Annotated in this window: 17 protein-coding genes and 2 pseudogenes; 8 read left to right on the forward strand and 11 right to left on the reverse strand. The window is 70.5% G+C overall.

Annotated elements, in window-relative coordinates; all coding sequences use genetic code 11:
* Positions 1–2 precede the first annotated feature (2 nt).
* The gene (ppc, locus tag ABT001_RS00635; protein WP_351270199.1) at positions 3–2732 is read right to left on the reverse strand and encodes a phosphoenolpyruvate carboxylase; all 2730 of its coding nucleotides are present in this window, start codon (positions 2730–2732) and stop codon (positions 3–5) included.
* A gap of 327 nt (positions 2733–3059) precedes the next feature.
* On the opposite strand from ppc, the gene ABT001_RS00640 reads away from it, so the two are divergent.
* From ABT001_RS00640 to ABT001_RS00650, 3 genes and pseudogenes are all read left to right on the forward strand, one after another.
* A complete protein-coding gene (locus ABT001_RS00640; RefSeq protein ID WP_351270202.1) occupies positions 3060–4043 on the forward strand; it encodes an acyl-CoA desaturase in 984 nt (327 codons plus the stop codon).
* Entirely contained in the window at positions 4040–4726 is a 687-nt protein-coding gene (locus ABT001_RS00645) for a TetR family transcriptional regulator (protein ID WP_351270205.1), read from the forward strand. The genes ABT001_RS00640 and ABT001_RS00645 overlap by 4 nt, the downstream gene beginning before the upstream one ends.
* A gap of 82 nt (positions 4727–4808) precedes the next feature.
* Positions 4809–4910, forward strand: a pseudogene (locus ABT001_RS00650) (Uma2 family endonuclease); the annotation flags it as partial.
* Here ABT001_RS00650 and ABT001_RS00655 read toward each other — a convergent pair.
* Positions 4906–5703, reverse strand: a complete 798-nt coding sequence (locus tag ABT001_RS00655; RefSeq protein WP_351270208.1) for a trans-aconitate 2-methyltransferase — start codon at positions 5701–5703, stop codon at positions 4906–4908. The pseudogene ABT001_RS00650 and the gene ABT001_RS00655 overlap by 5 nt on opposite strands.
* Positions 5704–5791: 88 nt before the next feature.
* On the opposite strand from ABT001_RS00655, the gene ABT001_RS00660 reads away from it, so the two are divergent.
* Positions 5792–6289 carry a MarR family winged helix-turn-helix transcriptional regulator gene (locus ABT001_RS00660; RefSeq protein WP_351270211.1) on the forward strand — a complete coding sequence of 166 codons (498 nt, stop codon included), beginning with the start codon at positions 5792–5794 and terminating at the stop codon, positions 6287–6289.
* Here ABT001_RS00660 and ABT001_RS00665 read toward each other — a convergent pair.
* A complete protein-coding gene (locus ABT001_RS00665; RefSeq protein WP_351270214.1) occupies positions 6248–7093 on the reverse strand; it encodes a LuxR C-terminal-related transcriptional regulator in 846 nt (281 codons plus the stop codon). The genes ABT001_RS00660 and ABT001_RS00665 overlap by 42 nt on opposite strands.
* Positions 7094–7363: 270 nt before the next feature.
* Between ABT001_RS00665 and ABT001_RS00670 the strand changes: the two are divergent.
* Positions 7364–7801 (forward strand): annotated as a pseudogene (locus tag ABT001_RS00670) (GNAT family N-acetyltransferase); the annotation flags it as partial.
* Here ABT001_RS00670 and galK read toward each other — a convergent pair.
* The 3 genes from galK to galT are packed head-to-tail and all read right to left on the reverse strand — an operon-like array spanning position 7791 to position 10983.
* A complete protein-coding gene (gene galK / locus ABT001_RS00675) occupies positions 7791–8966 on the reverse strand; it encodes a galactokinase (RefSeq protein ID WP_351270216.1) in 1176 nt (391 codons plus the stop codon). The pseudogene ABT001_RS00670 and the gene galK overlap by 11 nt on opposite strands.
* Positions 8963–9943: a UDP-glucose 4-epimerase GalE gene (gene galE, locus ABT001_RS00680; protein WP_351270218.1), complete on the reverse strand. Its 981-nt coding sequence runs from the start codon at positions 9941–9943 to the stop codon at positions 8963–8965. The genes galK and galE overlap by 4 nt, the downstream gene beginning before the upstream one ends.
* A complete protein-coding gene (galT, locus tag ABT001_RS00685; RefSeq protein WP_351270221.1) occupies positions 9940–10983 on the reverse strand; it encodes a galactose-1-phosphate uridylyltransferase in 1044 nt (347 codons plus the stop codon). Before galT ends, galE begins: the two co-directional genes overlap by 4 nt.
* A gap of 238 nt (positions 10984–11221) precedes the next feature.
* Between galT and ABT001_RS00690 the strand changes: the two genes are divergently transcribed.
* A complete protein-coding gene (locus ABT001_RS00690) occupies positions 11222–12892 on the forward strand; it encodes a sodium:solute symporter family protein (RefSeq protein ID WP_351270223.1) in 1671 nt (556 codons plus the stop codon).
* Between the two features lie 15 nt (positions 12893–12907).
* Positions 12908–13207 carry a hypothetical protein gene (locus tag ABT001_RS00695; RefSeq protein WP_351270226.1) on the forward strand — a complete coding sequence of 100 codons (300 nt, stop codon included), beginning with the start codon at positions 12908–12910 and terminating at the stop codon, positions 13205–13207.
* A 33-nt stretch (positions 13208–13240) separates the two neighbouring features.
* Here ABT001_RS00695 and ABT001_RS00700 read toward each other — a convergent pair whose 3' ends face one another.
* The 5 genes from ABT001_RS00700 to ABT001_RS00720 all read right to left on the reverse strand — a co-directional run bounded on the left by ABT001_RS00700 (position 13241) and on the right by ABT001_RS00720 (position 21960).
* Positions 13241–13936, reverse strand: coding sequence for a helix-turn-helix transcriptional regulator (locus tag ABT001_RS00700; protein WP_351270720.1), 696 nt, complete (start codon positions 13934–13936; stop codon positions 13241–13243).
* A 272-nt stretch (positions 13937–14208) separates the two neighbouring features.
* Positions 14209–16119: an outer membrane protein assembly factor BamB family protein gene (locus ABT001_RS00705; protein WP_351270228.1), complete on the reverse strand. Its 1911-nt coding sequence runs from the start codon at positions 16117–16119 to the stop codon at positions 14209–14211.
* 58 nt (positions 16120–16177) lie between these two features.
* Positions 16178–18013, reverse strand: coding sequence for an outer membrane protein assembly factor BamB family protein (locus ABT001_RS00710; RefSeq protein ID WP_351270231.1), 1836 nt, complete (start codon positions 18011–18013; stop codon positions 16178–16180).
* A 336-nt stretch (positions 18014–18349) separates the two neighbouring features.
* The gene (locus tag ABT001_RS00715; RefSeq protein WP_351270234.1) at positions 18350–20038 is read right to left on the reverse strand and encodes an outer membrane protein assembly factor BamB family protein; all 1689 of its coding nucleotides are present in this window, start codon (positions 20036–20038) and stop codon (positions 18350–18352) included.
* A gap of 104 nt (positions 20039–20142) precedes the next feature.
* Positions 20143–21960 (reverse strand): ABC-F family ATP-binding cassette domain-containing protein, encoded by a 1818-nt coding sequence (locus ABT001_RS00720; RefSeq protein ID WP_351270237.1) that lies wholly within the window; start codon positions 21958–21960, stop codon positions 20143–20145.
* Between the two features lie 147 nt (positions 21961–22107).
* Here ABT001_RS00720 and ABT001_RS00725 point away from each other — a divergent pair, with 147 nt between their 5' ends.
* Complete coding sequence (locus ABT001_RS00725) at positions 22108–22746, forward strand: lipoprotein (protein ID WP_351270239.1); 639 nt, start codon at positions 22108–22110, stop codon at positions 22744–22746.
* The last annotated feature ends 27 nt before the right edge of the window (positions 22747–22773 follow it).

Consider the following 22773-nt stretch of genomic DNA (forward strand, 5'->3'; position numbering starts at 1 on the left):
CGTCAGCCGGTGTTGCGGAGGCCCGCCGCCACGCCGTTGACGGTCAGCAGCAGGGCGCGGGCGAGGAGCGGGTCGGCTTCCTCGCCGCGTTCGGCCGCCTGACGCTGACGGGCGAGCAGGGACACCTGGAGGTAGGAGATCGGGTCCAGGTAGGCGTCACGGATGGCGAAGGTCTGCTGCAGCACCGGGCTGGTGCCGAGGAGTTCCTTGCCGCCGGTGACCTTGAGGACTTCCCGCACGGTGAGTTCGTGCTCGGCCTGGATGACGTCGAAGACGTGCTTGAGCTCGTCGGGCACGAGGGTGTCCACGTAGTGCCGGGCGATGCGCAGGTCGGTCTTGGCGAGGGTCATCTCGACGTTGGAGAGGAAGTTCTGGAAGAAGTGCCACTGACCGTGCATCTCTTCCAGGACGGTGTCGAGACCGGCCTCCCTGAGTGCCTTGAGGCCGGAGCCGACGCCGAACCAGCCGGGGACGATCTGGCGTGACTGGGTCCAGCCGAACACCCAGGGGATGGCGCGCAGGCCGTCGAGCGAGACGCCCGAGCCGGGGCGGCGGGAGGGCCGAGAGCCCAGGTGCAGGTCGGCGAGCTGGTCCACCGGGGTGGAGGCGAGGAAGTAGGCCGGCAGGTCCGGGTCCTCGACGAGCTTGCGGTAGGCGGCGTGGGCGGCGTCGGACACGGTGTCCATGGCCGCGTCCCAGCGGGCGAGTGCCTCGTCGGACTGGCGGGGCGCCGTGTGCAGGGCGGATGCCTGGAGGGTGGCCGCGACGGTCAGTTCCAGGTTCTCCCGTGCCAGGGCGGGGATGAGGTACTTGTCGGAGATGACCTCGCCCTGCTCGGTCACCTTGATCTCACCTTCGAGCGTTCCCCAGGGCTGGGCGAGGATCGCGTCGTGGGAGGGACCGCCGCCCCGGCCGACGGTGCCGCCGCGGCCGTGGAAGAGGCGCAGGCGTACGCCGTAGCGGTGGGCCACGTCGCGGAGCCGGCGCTGGGCGCGGTGGATCTCCCACTGGGAGGTGGTGATGCCGCCGAACTTGGAGGAGTCGGAGTATCCGAGCATGACCTCCTGGACGTCGCCGCGGAGCGAGACGAGCCGGCGGTAGGAGGGGTCGGCGAGCATCTCGTCGAGGATGACGTCGGCCGCGCGGAGCTCGTCGGTGGTTTCGAGGAGCGGGACGATGCCGATCTTGGCCCAGCCGCCGTGGAGGTCGATGAGCCCGGCTTCGCGGGCGAGGACGGCCGCGGCGAAGACGTCGTCGGCGCCCTGGCACATCGAGATGATGTAGGACTCGATGACTTCCGGGCCGAAGCGCTCGAAGGCCTGCTTGATGGTGTGGAAGACGCCGAGGGTCTTCTCGCCCGCGGCGTCGAGCGGTGCCGGGGTCGGTGCGAGGGGACGGCGGGAGCGGAGTTCCTTGGCGAGGAGCTTCTGCCGGTAGTCGCGGGGCATGTCGGCGTAGCGCCAGGATTCCTCGCCGAGGCGGTCGAAGAGCTGACCGAGGGCGTGGTGGTGGGCGTCGGCGTGTTCGCGGACGTCCATGGTGGCGAGCTGGAGGCCGAACGCGGACAGCGTGCGGATGGTGCGGTTCATGCGGCCGTCGGCGAAGAGTCCGCCGCGGTGTTCGCGCAGGGAGGTCTGGATGAGGACCAGGTCGGCGATGAGTTCGGCGGTGCCGAGGTAGTCGCAGCCGGGGCGGTGCGGGGTGCCGGTGGCGAGCCGCTCGCGGGTGTTGACGAGCTTCTGGCGGATGCAGGTGGCCTTGAGCCGGTAGGGCTCCTCGGCGTTGAGCCGCTTGTAGCGGGGGCTGATCTCGGGGAGCCGCTCCAGGTCGGTCTGGAGCGAGGTGAGGAGCTCGTCGGTGGCTCCGGTGTAGCGGATGGAGTTGGAGAGGAGTCCGCGCAGGTAGTCGATGAGTTCGAGGGCGTCGGTGATGCCGTGCTCGTGCTGGAGGATCAGCACGTCCCAGGTGACGGCGGGCGTCACGTTGGGGTTGCCGTCGCGGTCGCCGCCGATCCAGGTGCCGAAGGTCAGGGGGCGGGTGTCGGCGGGGAGTTCGACGCCGACGCGCTCCAGTTCGGCGGCGAGGTCCTCCAGGACGTCGCCGACGGCGTTGGCGTGGAGCTCGTCGAGGTAGTAGATGGCGTTGCGCGCTTCGTCGGCGGGCTCGGGGCGGACGACGCGGAGCTCGTCGGTCTGCCAGATGAGGTCGATGTTCTCGGCGAGCCGGAGGTCGTGGCGTCGGCGGTCGGCCTCGATGACAGGGGTTTCGAGCAGCTCGGCGATGCGGCGGAGCTTGTTGAGCACGGAGCGGCGTGCGGCTTCGGTGGGGTGCGCGGTGAAGACGGGCCGTACGTTGAGGTTCTTGACCGTCTCGCGCAGGTGTTCGGGGTCGGCGTCCTTGAGGCGGTCGGCGGTGCGGGCGAGGAGCCCGCCCTCGGCGGCCCGGCGGTCGCGCATCTCGTGGGCGCGGTGGACCTGCTCGGTGACGTTGGCGAGGTGGAAGTAGGTGGAGAAGGCGCGCACGAGCTGTGCGGCGGTCTCCAGGTCCGTGTCGCCGAGGAGCGCGGCCGCGGCCTCGCCGTCGGTGCGGGTCAGGGCGCGGACGCGCTCGACGAGGTCGAGGAGGTCCTGCCCTTCCTGGCGTACGAGGGTCTCGCCCAGCAGGTCGCCGAGACGGCGGATGTCGGCCCGCAGTTCGGTGGTGGCGGCAGGTGTCTGGTCGGCACTGCTCACAGTGTGCGGCTCCTTGCAGTGGTTGAGCACGTCTGTCAGGGGGGCCGGGGCGCTCGCGGTGCTGACGGGTCACCCCGGATGTGCAGAGTGCGGACCGCGCTGTCCGACGCTCCCAGGATAGGTGTCCTGGGGTTCGGCGTGCTCGTTGCCCTGCGGGGTGGACCGGATCCGGGGTAGGCGGGGAGCAGGGGCCCGGTGGCAGCGGGCGTACGGCGGCGGCGCGCTCGTGTCGCGGCCCTCTTCGCTGCCATACTTACGTTGCCGTAGGTTACGGAAGCGTAGCCCGCTCATACCGTCATATTTCCTCACCTCACAGGGGACTCCCCAATGCCCACCAGCCCCGACGTGATCGACGACGGCCTGCCGACGGCAGGCGACCCCGCAACCCCCTCCGCCACGCTCGGCGGCGACAAGAAACGATCGGTCGAGCAGATCGCACTGCTCCTGTTCATCGTGGTGCCGTTCGCGGCCCTGGTCGCGGCGGTGCCGCTGGCCTGGGGCCGTGGTGTCAGCTGGCTCGACCTCGGCCTGCTGGTCGCCATGTACTACTGGGGCTGCCACGGCGTGACGATCGGTTTCCACCGCTACTTCACGCACGGCTCGTTCAAGGCGAAGCGTCCGCTCCGCATCGCCCTGGCCGTCGCCGGCTCCATGGCGGTGGAGGGTCCACTGGTGCGCTGGGTGGCCGACCACCGCAAGCACCACCGGTTCTCCGACGCCGAGGGCGACCCGCATTCGCCGTGGCGGTTCGGTGAGAACCTCCCTGCACTGCTGAAGGGCCTGTGGTGGGCCCACATCGGCTGGATGTTCAACGAGGAGCAGACGCCGCAGCAGAAGTACGCCCCCGACCTGGTCAGGGACCCGGCGATCCGGGCGATCTCGCGTCACTTCCTCAGCTTCACGATCCTCTCGCTGGCGATCCCGCCGCTGGTCGGCGGCCTGGTCACCATGTCGTGGTGGGGCGCGTTCACCGCCTTCTTCTGGGGTTCGCTGGTCCGGGTCGCTCTGCTGCACCACGTGACGTGGTCGATCAACTCGATCTGCCACGCGGTCGGGAAGCGGCCCTTCAAGTCCCGCGACCGGTCCGGGAACGTGTGGTGGCTGGCGGTCCTCTCGTGCGGCGAGTCCTGGCACAACCTGCACCACGCGGACCCGACGAGTGCCCGGCACGGGGTGATGAGGGGACAGATCGATTCCAGCGCCCGGCTGATCCGCTGGTTCGAGAAGCTGGGCTGGGCGCACGACGTCCGGTGGCCCGACGCCTCGCGTATCGCCTCCCGGCGCAAGCCCCCGGCCGCCGACCCTGCATGATTGACGACGTGGCGACCGACGGAAGCACAAGCGGCGAGAAGAGCATGCCTGCCCCCACCCGAAGGGCCCGGCGGGTCCGGATGACGGGCAAGGAGCGCCGCGAGCAACTCCTGGACATCGGCCGCGCCCTGTTCGCCGACAAGGGCTTCGAGGGCACCTCGGTGGAGGAGATCGCGGCGCGCGCCGGGGTCTCCAAGCCCGTGGTGTACGAGCACTTCGGCGGCAAGGAGGGCCTGTACGCCGTCGTGGTCGACCGTGAGATGCGCCAGCTGCTGGACCTGGTGACGGGTGCGCTCACGGCGGGCCATCCGCGCGAACTGCTGGAACAGGCGGCGTTCGCGCTGCTGGACTACATCGAGACGTATACGGACGGTTTCCGGATCCTGGTCCGTGACTCCCCGGTCGCGCAGTCCACCGGCACCTTCGCGTCGCTGATCAGCGACATCGCGACACAGGTCGAGGACATCCTGGGCCTGGAGTTCAAGGCCCGGGGCTTCGACCCCAAGCTGGCCCCGCTGTACGCGCAGGCCCTGGTCGGGATGGTGGCGCTGACCGGGCAGTGGTGGCTGGACGTGCGGAAGCCGAAGAAGGCCGAGGTCGCGGCCCATCTGGTGAATCTGGCGTGGCACGGGCTGGAGAACCTGGAGTCGAAGCCGCGGCTGATAGGCCACCGGAAGAACTGACGTCGCCACGGTGCGCACGTGATCACTCGTTGTGATGACCTGGTCGCGAGACGGACCCTGCTGTGGTGGTGCAGGACCAGGATCCCCGCCGGAACTCAAAGCTCGCCGCGAGATGACCGTGGTCCTCGACCGGCGCAACGCCCCGGAGCCCGATGTCTGCGTCGTCCGGGCGGAAGCGGTCACCCGGCCGTGCGGGTCACCGCGAAGACGCGGCGGAACGGGAACACCGTCCCGTGCGGGCCGGTCGGGTAGGCGGTGCGGAGCAGGTCGCGGTATTCGGTGACGAAGGCGTCGCGGGCGTCCGGGTCGTCGTCGAGGGCGTCGAGGAGCGGGCGCAGGCCGGTGCCCCTGACCCAGTCGAGGACGGGGTCCTCCCCCTGGAGCAGGTGCAGGTAGGTGGTCTCCCAGACGTCGACGGTGCGGCCGGGTGCGGTGAGCTGCTCCAGGTAGCCGGCGGGTGTGTGTACGGCGCCGTCGTGGCGCAGGACGCCGCCGAGGCGGTCACGCCAGCGCGGGGATCCGGCGAGTTCCCGCATGAGGGTGTGGCTGGGGGCGTCGAAGTTGCCGGGGACCTGGAAGGCGAGGGTGCCCCCCGGGGCGAGGGCGGCCAGCCAGTGGGGGAAGCGTGCGGTGTGGCCGGGGACCCATTGGAGCAGGGCGTTGGAGACGATGAGGTCGTACGTCTCGGTGGGAGTCCAGGTGGCGGCGTCAGCCTCGGCGAAGTCGAGGAGGGGTCCCGCGTGGGCGCGGGCGCGTTCGAGCATCCGGCGGGAGCTGTCGTAGCCGGTGATGCGTGCGCCGGGCCAGCGGTCGCCGAGGAGCGTGGTGACGTTGCCCGCACCGCAGCCGAGGTCGGCGATCCTGGGTGCGGGTTCGTGCGGCAGGGACCCGATGCGGCCCAGGAGGTCGAGGAAGGGGCGGGTCCGATGGTCCGCGTGGCGGAGGTATTGGCGGGGGTCCCAGGTGGGTGTTGTCATACGGTCAGGATCACCGGCCCAGTCTCTTGATGTCAAGACACTTGAATTCAAGAGACTTCATGTCGAGGGACCCTCTACACTGATCGACATGGAGGACGAGGTCGACCGACTGGTCGCTGCATGGCGCCGCGAGCGCCCTGACCTCGACGTGGAACCACTCGAGGTCCTGAGCCGTGTCTCCCGCCTGGCCCGCCACCTGGACCGGGCCCGCAGGATCGCCTTCGCCGAGCACGAGCTGGAGCCCTGGGAATTCGACGTCCTGACGTCCCTGCGCCGCGCCGGCGACCCGTACCAGCTCTCCCCCGGCCAGCTCCTCACCCAGACACTGGTCACCTCGGGCACGATGACGAACCGCATCGACCGGCTCACCAAGAAGAACCTCGTGGAGCGGCTGCCCGACCCGAGCGACCGCCGCGGCGTCCTGGTCCGGCTGACCGCCCTGGGCCGCGACAAGGCCGACCAGTCGCTGGCCGGGCTGCTCGACCAGGAACGCGCCATTCTGGTCGAGCTCTCCCGTGAACAGCAGTCCGATCTGGCCGGGTTGCTACGCCGGTTGACCGCCCCGTTCGACAACGTCCCCGGTTAGGGCCTGTGTCGGGTTCCGGGCCTGGCTCCCGGAACCCGACACGGGCCCCAGCGCGGCCGGGCCCACTCCGGCCCGCCGGGCCAGCGCCACCGCCGCCAGGGTCGAGTGCACGCCCAGCTTCCCCAACACGTTCTGCATATGGGTACGCACCGTGTGCGGGGACAGGAAGAGCCGCTCCGCGACCGCCTTCCGGCCCAGGCCCGCCACCATGCAACGCAGCACCTCTCGCTCGCGCGGCGTCAGCGACTCGACGAGCTGCTCGCTCTCGGTACGGTGCTTGCGGGCCGCGGTCAGCTCCCGGAGGACCCCGGTCAGCAGGGCGGCCGGCAGATGCGTCTCGTCACGCAGCACGCCCCGTATGACCGTCAGCAGCCGCTGCAGCGAGCAGTCCTTGGCGACCCAGCCCGACGCCCCGGCCTGCAGCGCGGTCGCCGCCCGGCGCGGGTCGTCCTTCTCGGCGAGCACCACCGTGCGCAGGTCCTGGTGGCCCGCGCGCACCCCGGCCACCAGCGAGATGCCGTCCACCGGAGCGCCGTCGGCCGCGCCGTCCGGCGCACCGCGCTGAGCGGGAACGCTCCGGACGGCGCCCGGGGCGAGGATGCCCAGTTCGGCGTCGACCAGCATCACGTCGTAGCGGCGCCCCTCGGCGGTCGCGCGCTCCAGACACCGCAGCGCGGCGGGGCCGCTGCCCGCCGCGGACACGTCGACGTCCGGCTCGGCGGCGAGAGCCGCGGCGAGGGACTCGGCAAAGATGCGGTGATCGTCGACCACCAGAACCCGGATACGAGCCACAGACACCCCCATGCTGTGTGAGCTCCTGGGGCGCCCCGTTCATGGCCGGCCCCGACGAGGATGGACCGCGGCGGACCCGACACCCGGAACACTCAGGTGAGCCGCCGGCACACGGCCGCCGCCGTGTGCCCGCCGCCACCCGCTCCGGGTGTCGCATCCGACTGTCTCGTCCCCTGATACGGCACCGGCCCCCACCGGTGCTGAGCATCAGCGTACGGCGGGCGGTGTGCGCCGGAAGGCGATTCGCGGAACTGACCACCCAAGGTGTTTAGGGTGTTGTTCATGTTCCGCCTTGAGACCGAAGTGGACAAGGAACGTCGTATTCTGCTGGGCCGTCGGCTGCACGACGACAACTGGGAGGCGTCGCCGGAGCTGCGCTCCCTGCATTCCACATCCGCCGAGCACGAAGTCCCGCTGGAGGTATGGCTCCTGGACGACGGCGGAGAGCTGGCCGGCGGACTGAGCGGGCGGACGTGGGCGTACTGGCTCCATGTGGACCTGCTCTGGGTGGACACCACCCACCGCGGCCTCGGCCTCGGCGCGCGGCTGCTCGCCGAGGCCGAACGCCTCGCGCACGACGACCGGGCCTGTACCCGCTCCCGGCTGGAGACCTGGGGGTTCCAGGCCCCGGACTTCTACCGGAAGCAGGGGTACGAGGTGGTCGGCGAGGTGGCGGACTACCCGCCGGGCGTCGCGGAGTTCATCCTGGTCAAGCAGTTGGAACGACCCGCCGGGCCCCCGCCGAGGGGACCGCGGGGAAGATTCCTGGGGCGGCGTGTCCGGCGGAGGTGAAGGCCTCCGCGACGGCCTTGGCGACGGTGTCGGCCATCGCTTCCTCCACCAGCACGATCGCCGAGCCGCCGAAGCCGCCCCCGGTCATCCTGGCCCCGAGTGCCCCGGCACTGTTCGCCGTGGCGACCACGAGGTCCAGCTCCGGGCACGAGACCCGCAGGTCGTCGCGGAGCGAGAGGTGCCCCTGGTTGAGGACCGGACCCGCCGCGCGCACCTCGCCCCCGTCGAGCAGCGAGATGATCTGCTCCACGCGGTGGTTGTCGCTCACCACATGGCGGACGTAGCGGACGACCGACTCGTCCTCGCCGGCCGCCACGAGGGTTTCGAGTGCGGCGTCCAGGCCCTCGTACGGAAGGTCGCGGAGGGTGGGGATGCCGAGCGCCCGGGCGCCCGCCTCGCAGCCCGCCCGGCGCTCCGCGTACGCGCCGTCGCCCAGGGCGTGCTTGACCCGGGTGTCGACGACGAGCAGCTGGAGCCCGTGCGAGGCCAGGTCGAAGGGGACCTGGCGCTGGGTGAGGTCGCGGGTGTCGAGGTACAGCGCATGTCCCTCGGTGCAGCACGCGGAGGCCATCTGGTCCATGACGCCGCAGGGCACGCCGACGAAGGCGTTCTCGGCGCGCTGGCCGAGCACGGCGATCTCCGGGCCGCTCAGGCCCAGTGCGAAGAGGTCGTTCAGGGCGAGCGCGGTGACGACTTCGAGGGCGGCCGACGAGGAGAGTCCGGCGCCCACCGGCACGGTGGAGGTGAGCTGGATGTCCGCGCCGGTCACAGGGTGGCCGGCCTCGCGGAGCGCCCAGACGACGCCGGCCGGGTAGGCGGCCCAGCCGTGCCCGGAGTGCGGGACGAGCTCGTCGACGCGCAGGGAGACGACGCCACCCGGTACGTCGGTGGAGTGCAGGCGCAGCTGTCCGTCGGTACGTCGGGCGACGGCCGCGCGGGCGTGGTGCGGGAGGGCGAGCGGCATGACGAAGCCGTCGTTGAAGTCGGTGTACTCACCGATCAGGTTCACTCGTCCGGGTGCTGCCCAGATCCCCTCGGGGGCGGTCCCGTAGAGCTCGGTGAACGAGGCGGTCAGGTCGGCGTTGTCGGTCATGGTGCGGTGGACTCCTCACGGCGGGCGAACGCCCAGGCGTCGGCGACGATGGCGGCGAGGTCGGCTCGGGACGGCTGCCAGCCGAGCCGTTCCCTGGCGGTGGCGGCGGAGGCGACGAGGACGGCCGGGTCTCCCCCGCGCCGGGGGGCGGCGGTCTCGGGGACCGGGTGGCCGGTGACCTGGCGGACGGTCTCGATGACCTCGCGTACGGAGAAGCCGTTGCCGTTGCCGAGGTTGCAGATGAGGTGTTCACCGGCGGTGGCCGCCTCCAGGGCCAGCAGGTGGGCCTCGGCGAGGTCGGCGACGTGGATGTAGTCGCGTACGCAGGTGCCGTCCGGTGTCGGGTAGTCGTCGCCGTAGACGGAGATCGACTCGCGCTGCCCGAGGGCGACCTGGAGGACGAGCGGGATGAGGTGGGACTCGGGGCTGTGGCGCTCGCCGCAGCTGCCGTAGGCGCCCGCGACGTTGAAGTAGCGCAGGGAGACGGCGGCCAGGCCGTGGGCGGTCGCCTCACCGCTGATCATGTGGTCGACGGCGAGCTTGGAGGCGCCGTACGGGCTGGTCGGCGCGGTGGGGTCGGTCTCCGTGATGGGACTGGAGACCGGTTCGCCGTAGGTCGCCGCGGTGGAGGAGAAGACGAGGGTGCGCACCCCCGCGTCGCGCATGGCGGCGAGGAGGGCGGTGGTGCCGCCGACGTTGTTGACCCAGTACTTCTCGGGGTCGGCGACGGACTCACCGACCTGGGAGTACGCGGCGAAGTGGAGCACCCCGTCGTAGGAGGCGTCCAGCCACTCGGCGGCGTCCTGGATGCGGCCCTCGATGAACTCGGCGCCCGCGGGGACGCCTTCGCGGAAGCCGGTCGACAGGTCGTCGAGGACGGTCACGGTGTGACCGGCCTCCAGCAGGTGTGCGGCGACGACACTGCCGACGTATCCCGCGCCGCCCGTCACCAGGTACTTCTTGCCGGTGTTGCTCACTCGCTCGCTACCTCTCGCAGTCGCTGGGCCGCGGCCTCCGGCGGCACGTCGTTGATGAACGCGCCCATGCCGGACTCGGAGCCCGCGAGGAACTTCAACTTGCCGGTGGTCCGCCTGATGGTGAAGAGCTCCAGGTGCAACCCGAACTCCTCACGGCCTGGGCCCCGGAAGGGGGCCTGGTGCCAGGCGGAGATGTACGGGGTCGGCGGCTCGCCGGGGCCGAAGATCCGGTCGAATCGCCTCAAGAGTTCCAGATAGATCTGTGGGAACTCTGTGCGGGCGCCCTCGTCGAGCTCGCGCAGGTCGGGGACGCGGCGGCGCGGGTGGAGGTGGACCTCGTAGGGCCAGTGCGCGGCGTACGGCACGAAGGCGACCCAGTGTTCACCCTCCAGGACGACGCGTTCGCCGTCGGCGAGCTCGCGGTCGACCACGTCGTCAAAGAGGTTGCGGCCGGTCTCGGCACGGTGGGTCCCCGCCGAGCGCATCATCAGCTCGGTGCGCGGGGTGACGAAGGGGTAGCCGTAGATCTGGCCGTGCGGGTGGCCGAGGGTGACGCCGATCTCGGCTCCCCGGTTCTCGAAGCAGAACACCTGGGCGACCTGCGGGAGCTCGGCGAGGTCGGCCGTGCGGTCGGTCCAGGCCTCCAGGACCAGGGCGGCCTGGTCCTCGGTGAGGCCGGCGAAGGACACGTCGTGGTCGGAGGTGAAGCAGACGACCTCGCAGCGGCCGGAGTCACCGGCGAGTGAGGGGAAGCGGTTCTCGAAGACGGCGACGTCGTAGCCGGTGTCGGGGATCTCGCTGAGCCGGCCCTCCCGCGAGGGGCAGAGGGGGCACTCGTCGGCCGGCGGGTGGTACGTACGCCCCTGCCGGTGCGAGGCAATGGCCACCGAGTCACCGAGCAGCGGGTCGTGGCGGATCTCCGAGGACGTCGAGACGGCGTCCAGCGGCCGCAGGTCGACCGCGTCGCGGACGGTGTCGTCCGCGGAGTCGTAGTAGATCAGCTCACGGCCGTCGGCGAGGGTCGTAACCGTCTTCTTCACCAGGCTCCTCCATGTAACGCCCTCTAAACAGAACCGCACATAACTAATCACAACCCAACAGGTGCGTCAATGCCGTCAGGTTCTGTGACCACCCTGTGCAGACGAGCGACAGGATCGGGGCATTTCAGCCTCGCACGATCACGATCGAACAAAGAACGTCATGCGAACTGTTCATTTTCTGAACACAAAGGCGTAGGTTCCGACGGGTTCAGTTCGCGCAACGAAGCGAGTACCCCCCATGCACTATCTGGCTGAAGGGCTCCGGCTCCCCACCAACGGGCTCGATTACACAATCCTGGCGATCTACTTCGTCGTGGTGCTCGGCATCGGCTTCGCCGCCCGGGCCAGCGTGAAGACAAGCCTCGACTTCTTCCTCTCCGGACGGTCGCTGCCCGCCTGGGTGACCGGTCTGGCCTTCGTCGCGGCGAATCTCGGGGCGACCGAGATCCTCGGCATGGCGGCGACCGGCGCCCAGTACGGCGTCGCGGTCGTCCACTGGTACTGGATCGGCGCCATCCCCGCCATGGTCTTCCTCGGCCTGGTGATGATGCCCTTCTACTACCGCTCGAAGGTCCGCTCCGTACCGGAGTTCCTGCTCCAGCGCTTCGACAAGTCCGCGCACCTGCTGAGCTCCGTGCTCTTCGCGTTCGCGGCGATCCTGATCGCGGGGGTGAACCTCTACGCCCTGTCGATCGTCGTGGAGGCGCTGCTCGGCTGGCCGCAGTGGGTCGCGATCGTCGTCGCGGGGCTCTTCGTCCTCGTCTACATCACCATCGGCGGCCTCTCCTCGGCGATCTACAACGAGGTGCTGCAGTTCTTCGTCATCCTCGCCGCACTGATCCCGCTGACCCTGCTGGGCCTCAAGCGCGTCGGCGGCTGGGACGGGCTGAGCGGCTCGCTGGAGAAGCAGCACGGCACGGACTTCATGTCCGCCTGGGGCGGCACCGGCATCGGTGACGCCAACCCGCTCGGCGCCAACTGGCTGACGATCATCCTCGGCCTCGGCTTCGTGCTGTCCTTCGGCTACTGGACCACCAACTTCGCCGAGGTGCAGCGCGCACTGTCCGCGAAGAACCTCTCGGCGGCCAAGCGCACCCCGCTCATCGCCGCCTTCCCGAAGATATTCATCGTCTTCGCGGTGATGATCCCGGGCCTGGTCGCCGCCGTCGTCGTCCCGAAGATCGGCACACCCGGCTCGGACCTCACGTACAACGACGCCATCCCGCTGCTGATGCAGGAGCTCCTGCCCAACGGAGTCCTCGGCATCGCGGTGACCGGCCTGCTGGCCGCGTTCATGGCCGGCATGGCCGCCAACGTGTCCTCGTTCAACACGGTGTTCACCACGGACATCTGGCAGCGGTACGTGAAGAAGGACCAGCCCGACGCGTACTACCTGCGCTTCGGCCGGCTGATCACCGCGGTGGGTGTGCTCGCGTCGATCGGCACGGCGTTCATCGCGGCCAGTTTCTCCAACATCATGACGTACCTGCAGACGCTGTTCTCGTTCTTCAACGTCCCGATGTTCGTCGTCTTCATCATCGGCATGTTCTGGAAGCGCGCCTCGATGAAGTCCGGTGTCTGGGGCCTCGTCGCGGGCACCACGGCCGCGATGGTGAACTACTTCGTCATCTACAAGCAGGGGATCATCGACATCCCGTCCGACCAGGGCGCCAACTTCGTGTCCGCCATCGTCGGATTCGTCGCCGGTGCGGTCGTCATGGTCGCCGTCACCCTCTTCACCGCCCCCAAGCCGGAGGCCGAACTGGCCGGTCTGGTCTACGGGACGGAGTCCCCGGACGCCGACGAGGTGCCGGACGAGGGCGACGGCGCCTGGTACCGCAAGCCCGCTCTGCTCGGCTGGGGCGCCATCGTCCTCGCCACCCTGTGCTACCTGCCCTACTCGCTCTGATCGGAGGCACTCACCATGTCCGACCTGCACAAGGAAGTCTCCGAACTGGAGCGCAAGTCCGCGACCGCGGCCCGGCTCTTCGACATCCGGCGGATCATCGGCGGTCTCTTCGTGGTCTACGGAGTGATCGTCACCATCGCCGGCATCAACCCGTCCGACGCCGACCTGGAGAAGGCCGAGGGCGTCCACATCAATCTGTGGACGGGCCTGGCCATGCTGGCGCTCGGCCTCTTCTTCCTGATCTGGATGAAACTCCGCCCGGCCCAGGCGCCCGACCCGGCGCCCGACGAAGCCCCGAGCGCGCCGGAGAGCTGACCGGTACGCCGCGGGGGCCGGACCGTCACGCGATCACGCGAGGCCGTCCGGCCCCCGCCGCGTTCCCGACGCGGCCCGGTCGAGCAGTCCCGTACGGGCCGCCAGTGCGGCGGCCTCCAGCCGGGAGCCCACGCCGAGCTTCATCAGCACCCGCTGCACATGCGTGCGGGCGGTGCTCGGCGCGATCGCCATACCGGCCGCGATCAGCCTGGTGTCCTCACCCTCGGCGACCCGCACCAGCACCTCGACCTCGCGCGGGGTCAGCATCCGCAGCAGCCGCTGCCCCTCGTCGTCCGGCTGGACCGCCGGATGCAGCATCTCGGCGAAGGCGCCCCTCAACAGCTGCGGAGAGACGGCGGCCTCTCCCGCGCGGGCCTTGATCATGGCCCGCTCGACACCCTCGATGCGTTCGTCGTGGCGGACGTAACCGGCGGCACCGGCGGCGAAGGCCGCGGCGATCCCTCGTGGACTCGGTACAGGACCGAGCACCACCACGGCGATCTGCGGGCGCTCCCGTCCGATCCGCACGATCGGGTCGAACGCCCCGGGTTCGGCGGGCGCCGCCGTGCCGAACAGGCAGACCTCCGGCGCCCTGCTGACCACCAGTTCCGCGGCCCCGGACGTCGGCGCGGCTGCCGCGAGCACGCGGTGCCCCCGCAGTTTCAGCGCCGAGGCGAGTGCCTCGGCGAGCAGACGGTGGTCATCGACCACCATGAGCCGCACGCCCATCGACATAGCCCCCATGTGTGCAGCGCCCCGTCCGCTGCGTAACCCTGACCAGGCCCCCGGCCCCTCTGCCCCGGCAAGTTACACGCTTGTTCGACGCTGCGCGCCCCCTACTGGTCAGAAGCCCCCCAGAATGCCGAATTCTGCGTCATATTGGGCCACTTACCCGTCGGAAAACGATCGGCCCTGCCGGTTAGATGATCAACCGGCAGGGCCGTGGGTACGTGCGTCGTCGTCGGACGGTGCTGTCGGACCCGTGCTGTCAGACGGTGCTGTCAGACGGTGGTGAAGGACACCACGAGGTACTGCTTGTCGTCCAGCGAGTTGGACGGGTCCCTGGGCTCACTGACCATCTTCTCGGAGATGAACAGCCGCCCCTTCTCGTAGATGAACTCGGCGTAGTCGAAGGAGAAGCTGGTCTCCGCGTCGCGGATCGCCTCGTCGTCCGGGTTGACCATCAGGACGGTCTCCTCGAAGGTGGAGCCGTCGATGGAGACGACCTGGCCGCCCTTGTCGTACGGGGGCTGCTTGTACGCGATGACGTTGGAACCGTCCATGCGCAGCGGGGTCAGCGTGTAGTCGTCGCCCGCGTCCGCCCTGCCCCCGACGAGCTTGCCGGTGGTGAGGTCGAAGGCGACGATCTCGTTGGTGTCGCCGAACTCACCACCGCCGTCGTGCTCCTCGGTCGGCACGTAGAGCTTGTTGTTGCCGACGGCCAGGGAGCCGCACTGCTCGACCTCCGTGGAGCCGCAGTCCCCGGCGTACTTGTCCGCGTCCGCCGAGATCCGGACGATGAGCTTGCCGGTGGCCGCGTCGATGGAGAAGAAGTCCGAGATGCTGCTGCCGTCGCCGGCGGTGTCACCGACGTCCGCCGCGACCACGAGCGGCTTGGTGGAGACGATGCTCGCGTACTCGACGCCGGGCGGCATGTCGTACGACGAGAGCGGCGCGCCGGTGCTCGGGTTCAGCGCCTGGATGGTGAGCTGCCGGTTGTCGTAGGTGCCGCACTTGCGGACCACGGCGAGGGCGTCGCCGCCGCCGTAACCCATGTCGTAGCAGTTGTTGGCGTCGGCCTTCGGCTTCCAGAGCTCGGCGCCGTTCGCGAGGTTGAAGGCCGCACCGCCGCTGGTCCCGCCCGCGGCGACCGTCGTACCGCTGAGCGTGACCTCGCCGAACCTGATGGGCTCGTCGCCGCTGGCGGCGGAGGTGACGGACTTGCTCCACATGAGCTTGCCGGTGGCCAGGTCGAGCGCGCCGATCTGGGTGCAGGAGGGGTACTTGTCCTCCGCGCTCGGCTTGCCGTCCTGGAAGGCGATGGCGGTCTTGTAGTCCTTGCTCATGTGCCGGGACGCGGCGCAGAGCTGGCCCGTCAGCGGGACCGACCAGAGCTTGGTGCCCTTGGCGAGGTCATAGCCCACGATCTCGTACACGCCGGTCTTCACGTACGCCTTGTCCGTGACCCAGGAGCCGTGGACCGTCGTGGTGTCGGTGACCTTGGGGTGCGGAAGCTGGAAGCCGACCTTGGACTTGGTGTCGGCCGGGGCCTTCTCGGTGCCGCCGTCCAGGCCCGCGCCCTCGCCGCCCTTGGCTTCGCCGCCGGTTCCTGCCGAGGACGCCTCGCCCTGCTTGCCCTTCTCGTCGCTGCCGCTGGAGGCGTAGAAGATGCCGCCGCCGACGATCAGCACCACGGCGACGGCCGCGGCGACGATGATCTGCATCTGGGTGGTGAACTTCTTGCCGCCGCCCTGCTGCGGGCCGGGGTACTGCGGCTGCATCGGGGCGGTCGGGTAGCCGTACCCCTGCTGCGGAGCCATGCCGGGCCCACCGGGGGGCGGAGCCTGCGGGAAGCCGTAGCCGGGCTGGGTCGGAGGCTGCTGCCCCTGCGGGAAGCCGTAGCCGGGCTGGGTCGGAGGCTGCCCGGGAGGCGGCGCCTGCGGATAGCCGTACGCCGGGTTCTGCGGCGGCTGCCCGGGCGGAGCCGCCTGCGGGGCGCCGTAGCCGCCGGGGGGCGGCGGGGTGGGCGGGCTGCCGTAGCCGCCAGGGGGCGGCGGGATGGGCGATGCGGCCGGGGGCTGCTTGCCGAGCGGGTCGGCGGGCGGCGGGGTGGGCGCGCCGAATCCGCCGGGCGGCGGGTCCTGCGGGGCGCCGAATCCGCCCTGGGGCGGTCCGTCGTTCGGCTGAGTCATGGCGTGCGTACCTCTGCGGGGTCTGAGGAGAAGGGGTGGCGGTTGCCGTCGTCGGCCGTCACTTGCCGAAGGCCATCATGGTCGTCTGCTCTTTCTCTGCTTCGTCGTTGGTCGCGCTGACGCGGTCGCTGACGACGAAGGAACGGCCGCCCTCGTAGGCGACCACGGACGAGAAGAAGTTCTCGATCCCGGTCGTCGAGTCCGGGTGCTGCAGCACCACCTTCGGCGCGCCTCCGGTGGGTGCGATCGTCGCGATCGCCCCGCCCTTGTCGTACGAGGGCTCCAGGTAGACCAGGACGTTGCCGCCCTCCATGCGGAGCGGCTTCATGGTGCGCTCGGCGGGGGCCGCGGCCTTCCACTTCGACTTGCCCGTGTTCAGGTCGAACGCGATGACCTTGTTGGTGCGGGCGCTGCCGCTGGTGTCGTCCTCGGTCATCATGTAGAAGGTGTTGGCGTCGGCGGCGACGCCGGTGCAGCCTTCGAGCTTCGCGCCGAAGATCGAGAAGTCGCCTCCGCAGTCGACGGCGGGGCTGTCCCCCTTGTCACTGACCAGCTGGGAACGGAGCGTGCCGTTCTCCTTGAGCGCGAGGATGCCCCACTTCTTCTCGTCCCGCTGGGTCAGCGAGACGACGAGGGGGCTCACCGAGTAGACCTTGTCGATCTCCCAGCCGCGCTTGGGCTCGTACGTCCACTTGGCCTTCCCGGTGACCGGGTCGACCTCCTGGATCTGGTGCTGCGGGTTGTTCACGTCGTCGGTGCGGCAGCTGGTCGCAGCGATCAGCTTGGGGCCGCCGGCGAAGGCGAAGGGCTGGCAGTCCCCGGCGGGCTTGCCGAACAGCTCCTTCCCGTCGCTGACCCGGTAGGCGTTGGAGTTGCTCGTACGTCCGACGGTGACCGTGTCACCGCTGATCGCCAGACCGATGTCGGACAGCATGTCCCAGGTGCCGTTCTTCTTGACCGACTTCTTCCATCCGGCCTTGCCGGTGTTGAGGTCGATCATCTGCAGCACGGAACAGTTGGCCTTGTCCGTGGTGCCGTCCTTGACGCCGATGACGATCTTGCCGTCGGCGGTGGCCGATCCGGGAGCGGCGCACAGGTCGGCGGGCAGCGGAAGGGTCCACTTCGGCTTGCCGTCGGTCACCGAGTGACCGACGACCGAGCGGTACATGCCCTTGACGAGCGTGTCCCCGACGATCCACGGGCCTTCGACGTCCGCGCCGTTGCGCGGCAGGTCGATGTCGTTCTTCGTCAGCCAGAGGACCTTCGCCTCGCCCGCCTTGCGCCCGGCGTTCAGGTCGTCGTTCGCCTCACGGCCGTCACCCTTGCCGTCGCCCTGGTCGACGGTGGGCGAGGCGGCCGGGTCCGGGGCGCCGCTGGTTACCTTGGCGACGGGCTTCTTCTCCTCGCCGTCACCGCTCGTGGCGAAGAAGACGCCCCCGCCGACGACGAGGAGCACGGCGACCGCCGCACCGATGACGGCGGCGGGCTTGCCCTTGAAGGAGCTGCCGCCGGAACCGCCGCCGGGCGCGGGCGCGCCGGGGTACTGCTGCTGCGGATAGCCGTAACCGGGCTGCTGGCCGTACGGGCCGGGCTGCTGGGCGTACGGCCCGGAGGGGGCGCCGTACGGGCCGGGCTGCTGGCCGTACGGGCCGGGTGCCGCCTGACCCGGGGCCTGACCGGGTGCCTGGGGATAGGCGTAGCCGGGCTGCGTGCCGGGGTTCTGCGGATAGCCGTACCCCGGCTGCGTGGGGGGCTGCGGCTGCGGGGACCCGGGCGGAACCTGCGGTGGTGCGGCGGGTGGTGACTGCGGCTGGGGCGGCTGAGGAGTGCCGTGCGGTTCCTGCGGAGCCCCGAAGCCCCCCTGCGGCGGTTGCTGGTCGGGCGGCTGGGTCATCAGCACGTCCCCCTTCGTGCGGTCCGGTGCCCGGTCCGGTCTCCCCCGCGATTCCGCTGGGCTCAGAGGCCAGGTGTGAGAAGTCTCTGAATTCCCCCCGGAAAGGAGCGAATCGGGCATGGGTTCCGCGGCGGTACGACAGTCGAGCGGGGCTTCTTTGTACCACCCGCGGGACCCGGGACACCGGCTCGGTCCACCCCCTGTTCCCAAGGGAGAACCGGCCCGTGATGCCGTCGTTACGCGACCGGGGCGGGCCTGCGGGAGCCCCTCTTCCCGACGCTCCGTCAACTGCGTGCATGCCGAGTGGGTTTGGTGAACACCCGGCGCCCTGGGCCCCTATTCGCCGAAGACCAGAACGGCGGTCGCCGCCTTCTCCTCCTCGTCCTGGTCGGCGCTGATCCGCTGCGGAAGCAGGAAGGTGCGGCCGTCCTGGTGGGCGGCCTTCGCCTGGAAGAGCGAGATCTCGGTGTCGGTCGCCGACGCCGGGTGTTTCAGCAGGGTCGTGTACGCCCCGGTGGACGGCTCCAGCGTGCCGGTCTCCCCCTGCTTCCGGTACGCGGCCTCCACGTGGACCAGCACCTTCCCGCCCTCCATGCGAAGCGGGAACGCCAGCCGGCCGGACGGGGCGGGCGCCCTCCACAGTGAGGCACCGGTGTCCAGGTCGAACGCGACGACCTCGTTGTCCAAGGACTTCGCACCGGGAACGGGCAGGGTCGAGAGGTAGAGCCTCTCCGCGTCGGCCGTGACCCCCGCGCAGCCGTCCAGGTTGCTACCGGTCGCGACGGACTCCTCTCCGCACCGGACGCCGTAGTCCTCCTCACCGCTCGCCAGTTGGGAGCGGTAGGTCCCGTCGTCGTTCAGGACGACGACGGCCCACTTCTCCGGCTGTTTGACCGAGACGACGAGCGGACCGGTGGAGTAGACGTGCGCGACCGTCCAGCCCGGCTTCAGTTCGTAGGTCCACTTCGGTGCCCCGGTGACCGGGTCGACCTCCTGGATCTGCTGGCGGTCGGGGTCGGCGGGCTCCGCCTGGCAGCTGACGGCCGCGATCATCCGGGCGCCGCCGGTGAAGGCGAACGGCTGGCATACGCCTTCACGCTTGCCGAACAGCTCCTTCCCGTCGCTGACCCGGTAGGCGGTGGAGGCGGTGTCACGCCCGAAGGTGACCGTGTCCCCGCTGATCGACATGGCGACGTGCGAGAGGCCGTCCTGCATGTCGGACCGGTCGACCGTCTTCTTCCAGCCCGCTGTGCCGGTGCGCAGGTCGATCATCTGCAGGACGGAGCAGTCCGCCTCCGACTCCGAGACGTTGTCCTCGACGGCCACGACGATCTTGCCGTCCGCCGTGGGGGCGGTGGGTGAGGCGCAGAGGTCCGTGGGCAGCCGCAGGCTCCACTTCTCCGTCCCGTCGGCCACCGCGTAGCCGGTCAGCTTGCGGTACATCCCCTTGGCGACGACGTCCCCGGCGAACCAGGGTCCGTGCGTCTCCTCGCCGTACTGCGGGAGGTCGACCCCGTTCTCCGCCAGCCATGCCACCTTCGCCTCGCCCGGCTTGCGCCCCGCGTTGAGCTCGTCGGCGGTCGGCCGGGCGACGGCCTCGTCCTTGCCGTCCCCTGATGAGCCGCCCGGCCCCGTGGTGACGGCGTCCGGCCCGGCGACGGGCTCCCGCTCCCCGTCGCCGGAGGTGGCCAGCCATATGCCGCCACCGGCCAGGAGCAGCAAGGCGATCGCGGCGCCGATGACCTTGCCGGTCCGGCCCTTGAAGCGGCCGCCGCCACCGGACCCGCCGGGTGGCGGTGCGGTGACGGTGGGCGGCTGCGGCGGGTAGCCGTGGCCCGGCTGCGGGCCGCCGTACGGTCCGGGCTGCCGCGGGGAGGGCTGGGCGTACGGCCCCGGCTGCTGGGGCGGGTATCCGTATCCGGGCGGCGGAGCCCCCGGCGAAGGCGGAGGATTCCCTTGGCGCGCGGGGTCGTACGGCGCCCCGAAGACGCCCTGCGGCGGTTGCGGGCCGGAAGGCTGAGTCATCGGCGGAGTCCCCCTCGTACGGTTGTTGCCCCGCGGGGTCGCGCCGACCCGGGCGGGCCTACTTTCTACCACCCGGGGTCGGTGCCGACGGTCTTCAGGCCTGCTCAGGCCTCCTCGGCCAGCTCCAGCCAGCGCATCTCCAAGACGTCCCGCTCGGCCACGAGTTCGCGCAGCTCGGCGTCGAGTCGGGCGACCTTCTCGAAGTCGGTGGCGTTGTCGGCGATCTGCGCGTGCAGCGTGGTCTCCCGCGTCGACATCTTGTCGAGCTGGCGCTCCACCTTCTGGAGCTCCTTCTTCGCGGCGCGCGCGGCCTGCGGCGAGACCGTCTCGGCCGGTGCCGCCTTCGGCGCCGAGGACCCGGCGACGGAGGCGGGCGTGGCCGTCTCCTCCATGCGCTGCCTGCGCTCGATGTACTCGTCGATGCCGCGCGGCAGCATCCGCAGCGCCTGGTCGCCGAGGAGCGCCATCACCCGGTCCGTGGTCCGCTCGACGAAGAACCGGTCGTGGGAGATCACGATCATCGAGCCGGGCCAGCCGTCGAGGAGGTCCTCCAGCTGGGTCAGGGTCTCGATGTCCAGGTCGTTGGTGGGCTCGTCGAGGAAGAGGACGTTCGGCTCGTCCATCAGCAGGCGCAGGATCTGCAGCCGTCGCCGCTCGCCACCGGACAGGTCACCGACCGGCGTCCACTGCTTCTCCTTGGCGAAGCCGAACTGCTCGCAGAGCTGGCCGGCCGTCATCTCGCGGCCCTTGCCGAGGTCGACCCGGTCGCGCACCTGCTGCACGGCTTCGAGCACCCGGAGGTTCGGGTTGAGCTCCGCGACCTCCTGGGAGAGGTAGGCGAGTCGCACCGTCTTGCCGACGACGATCTTCCCTGCGGCGGGCTGTACGTCGCCCTGGCTGCGGCACGCCTCGGTGAGCGCCCGCAGCAGTGAGGTCTTGCCCGCGCCGTTGACGCCGACCAGGCCGATGCGGTCACCGGGGCCGAGCTGCCACGTGAGGTGGGTGAGCAGGGTCTTGGGCCCGGCCTGGACGGTCACGTCCTCCAGGTCGAAGACGGTCTTGCCGAGCCGGGCGTTGGCGAACTTCATCAGCTCGCTGGTGTCGCGCGGGGGCGGCACGTCGGCGATCAGCTCGTTGGCCGCCTCGATGCGGTAGCGCGGCTTGGACGTACGGGCGGGGGCGCCGCGCCGCAGCCACGCCAGCTCCTTGCGCATCAGGTTCTGCCGCTTGGACTCCTCGGTCGCGGCGATCCGCTCCCGCTCGGCCCGGGCGAACACGTAGTCGCTGTAGCCACCCTCGTACTCGTGGACGCTGCCCCGCTGGACGTCCCACATGCGGGTGCAGACCTGGTCCAGGAACCACCGGTCGTGGGTGACGCAGACGAGCGCCGAGCGCCGGGTCCGCAGGTGCCCGGCCAGCCAGGAGATGCCCTCGACGTCGAGGTGGTTGGTGGGCTCGTCGAGCACGATCAGGTCCTGCTCGGCGATGAGCAGCTTCGCCAGCGCGATCCGGCGCCGCTCGCCGCCGGAGAGCGGGGCGATGACGGTGTCCAGGCCGTGCTCGAAGCCGGGGAGGGCGAGGCCTCCGAAGAGCCCGGTCAGCACGTCACGGATCTTGGCGCTGCCGGCCCACTCGTGGTCCTCCAGATCGCCGATGACCTCGTGCCGGATGGTGGCTTTCGGGTCCAGCGAGTCGTGCTGGGTCAGGACACCGAGGCGCAGCCCGCCGTTGTGGGTGACCCGGCCGGTGTCCGCCTCCTCCAGCTTGGCGAGCATCCGGATGAGCGTCGTCTTGCCGTCGCCGTTGCGGCCGACGACGCCGATCCGGTCGCCCTCGGACACCCCGAGGGATACACCGTCGAGCAGGGCACGGGTGCCGTACACCTTGCTGACCTGCTCGACATTGACCAGATTGACGGCCATTTCACTCCTGCCTAGGTGGTCCCTGCGTCGGGGACCGCTCGACGTCCCAGAGTAGTCGCCGCGCGGGGTGCGATAGCGTGCGGCGATCGATCGTGGGGAGTAACCCCAGGTCGGAGCGGTTCGGAACATCTCCGGGGTGGGGACTTCATGATGCGAGGCGCGGTGCGTGCCGTGGTTTCGGCGGTCGTGGTGACAGCGGCGCTGGCCGGCTGTTCGTCGTCGTCGGGTGGCGGTGACACGGCCGGCAAGGGGGACGAGGTCCCCTCGAAGGCGGCGGAGAGCCCCGCCGCGGCGAAGGCCGCCACGCTGGGCGGCCCCGGCTCGGCCTGCGAGCTGCCGGTGACGTTCGAGCTGGCGCCGGACTGGGAGCCGCAGCCCGTGGACGTCGATCCCGCCTCCGAGTTCGCGGCACTGGGGCAGCGGGGCTCGACCACGCTGGTCTGCGAGATCGACGCCAAACCCGCCGGGAACATCGGCTTCCTCCACGTCTGGCAGGGCAAGGGTTCCGGCACCACGCCGCGAGCTGCGCTGGAGGACTTCTTGGCCGCTGACGGGAGCGCGTCCGAACCGTCGTACGCGGCGACCGGGGCGGGGTCGGCGGCGGTCGTGGAGGTCACCTACACGGTGACCTCCGTACTGCTGGACGGGCCGCAGACGGCACGCGCCTTCGCGGTCGCGACGCCGGAGGGCCCGGTCCTGGTGCACCTGGGCGGGCTGGACTCCCAGGAACACGAGGAGATGCTCCCGGCGTACGAGCTGGCGAAGAGGACCGTGAAGCCGGCCTGACCGGGGTGCCGCCCACGGCGGCACCCG

The sequence above is a fragment of the Streptomyces sp. NPDC002793 genome, assembly GCF_040295485.1.
Classification (GTDB): Bacteria; Actinomycetota; Actinomycetes; order Streptomycetales; family Streptomycetaceae; genus Streptomyces.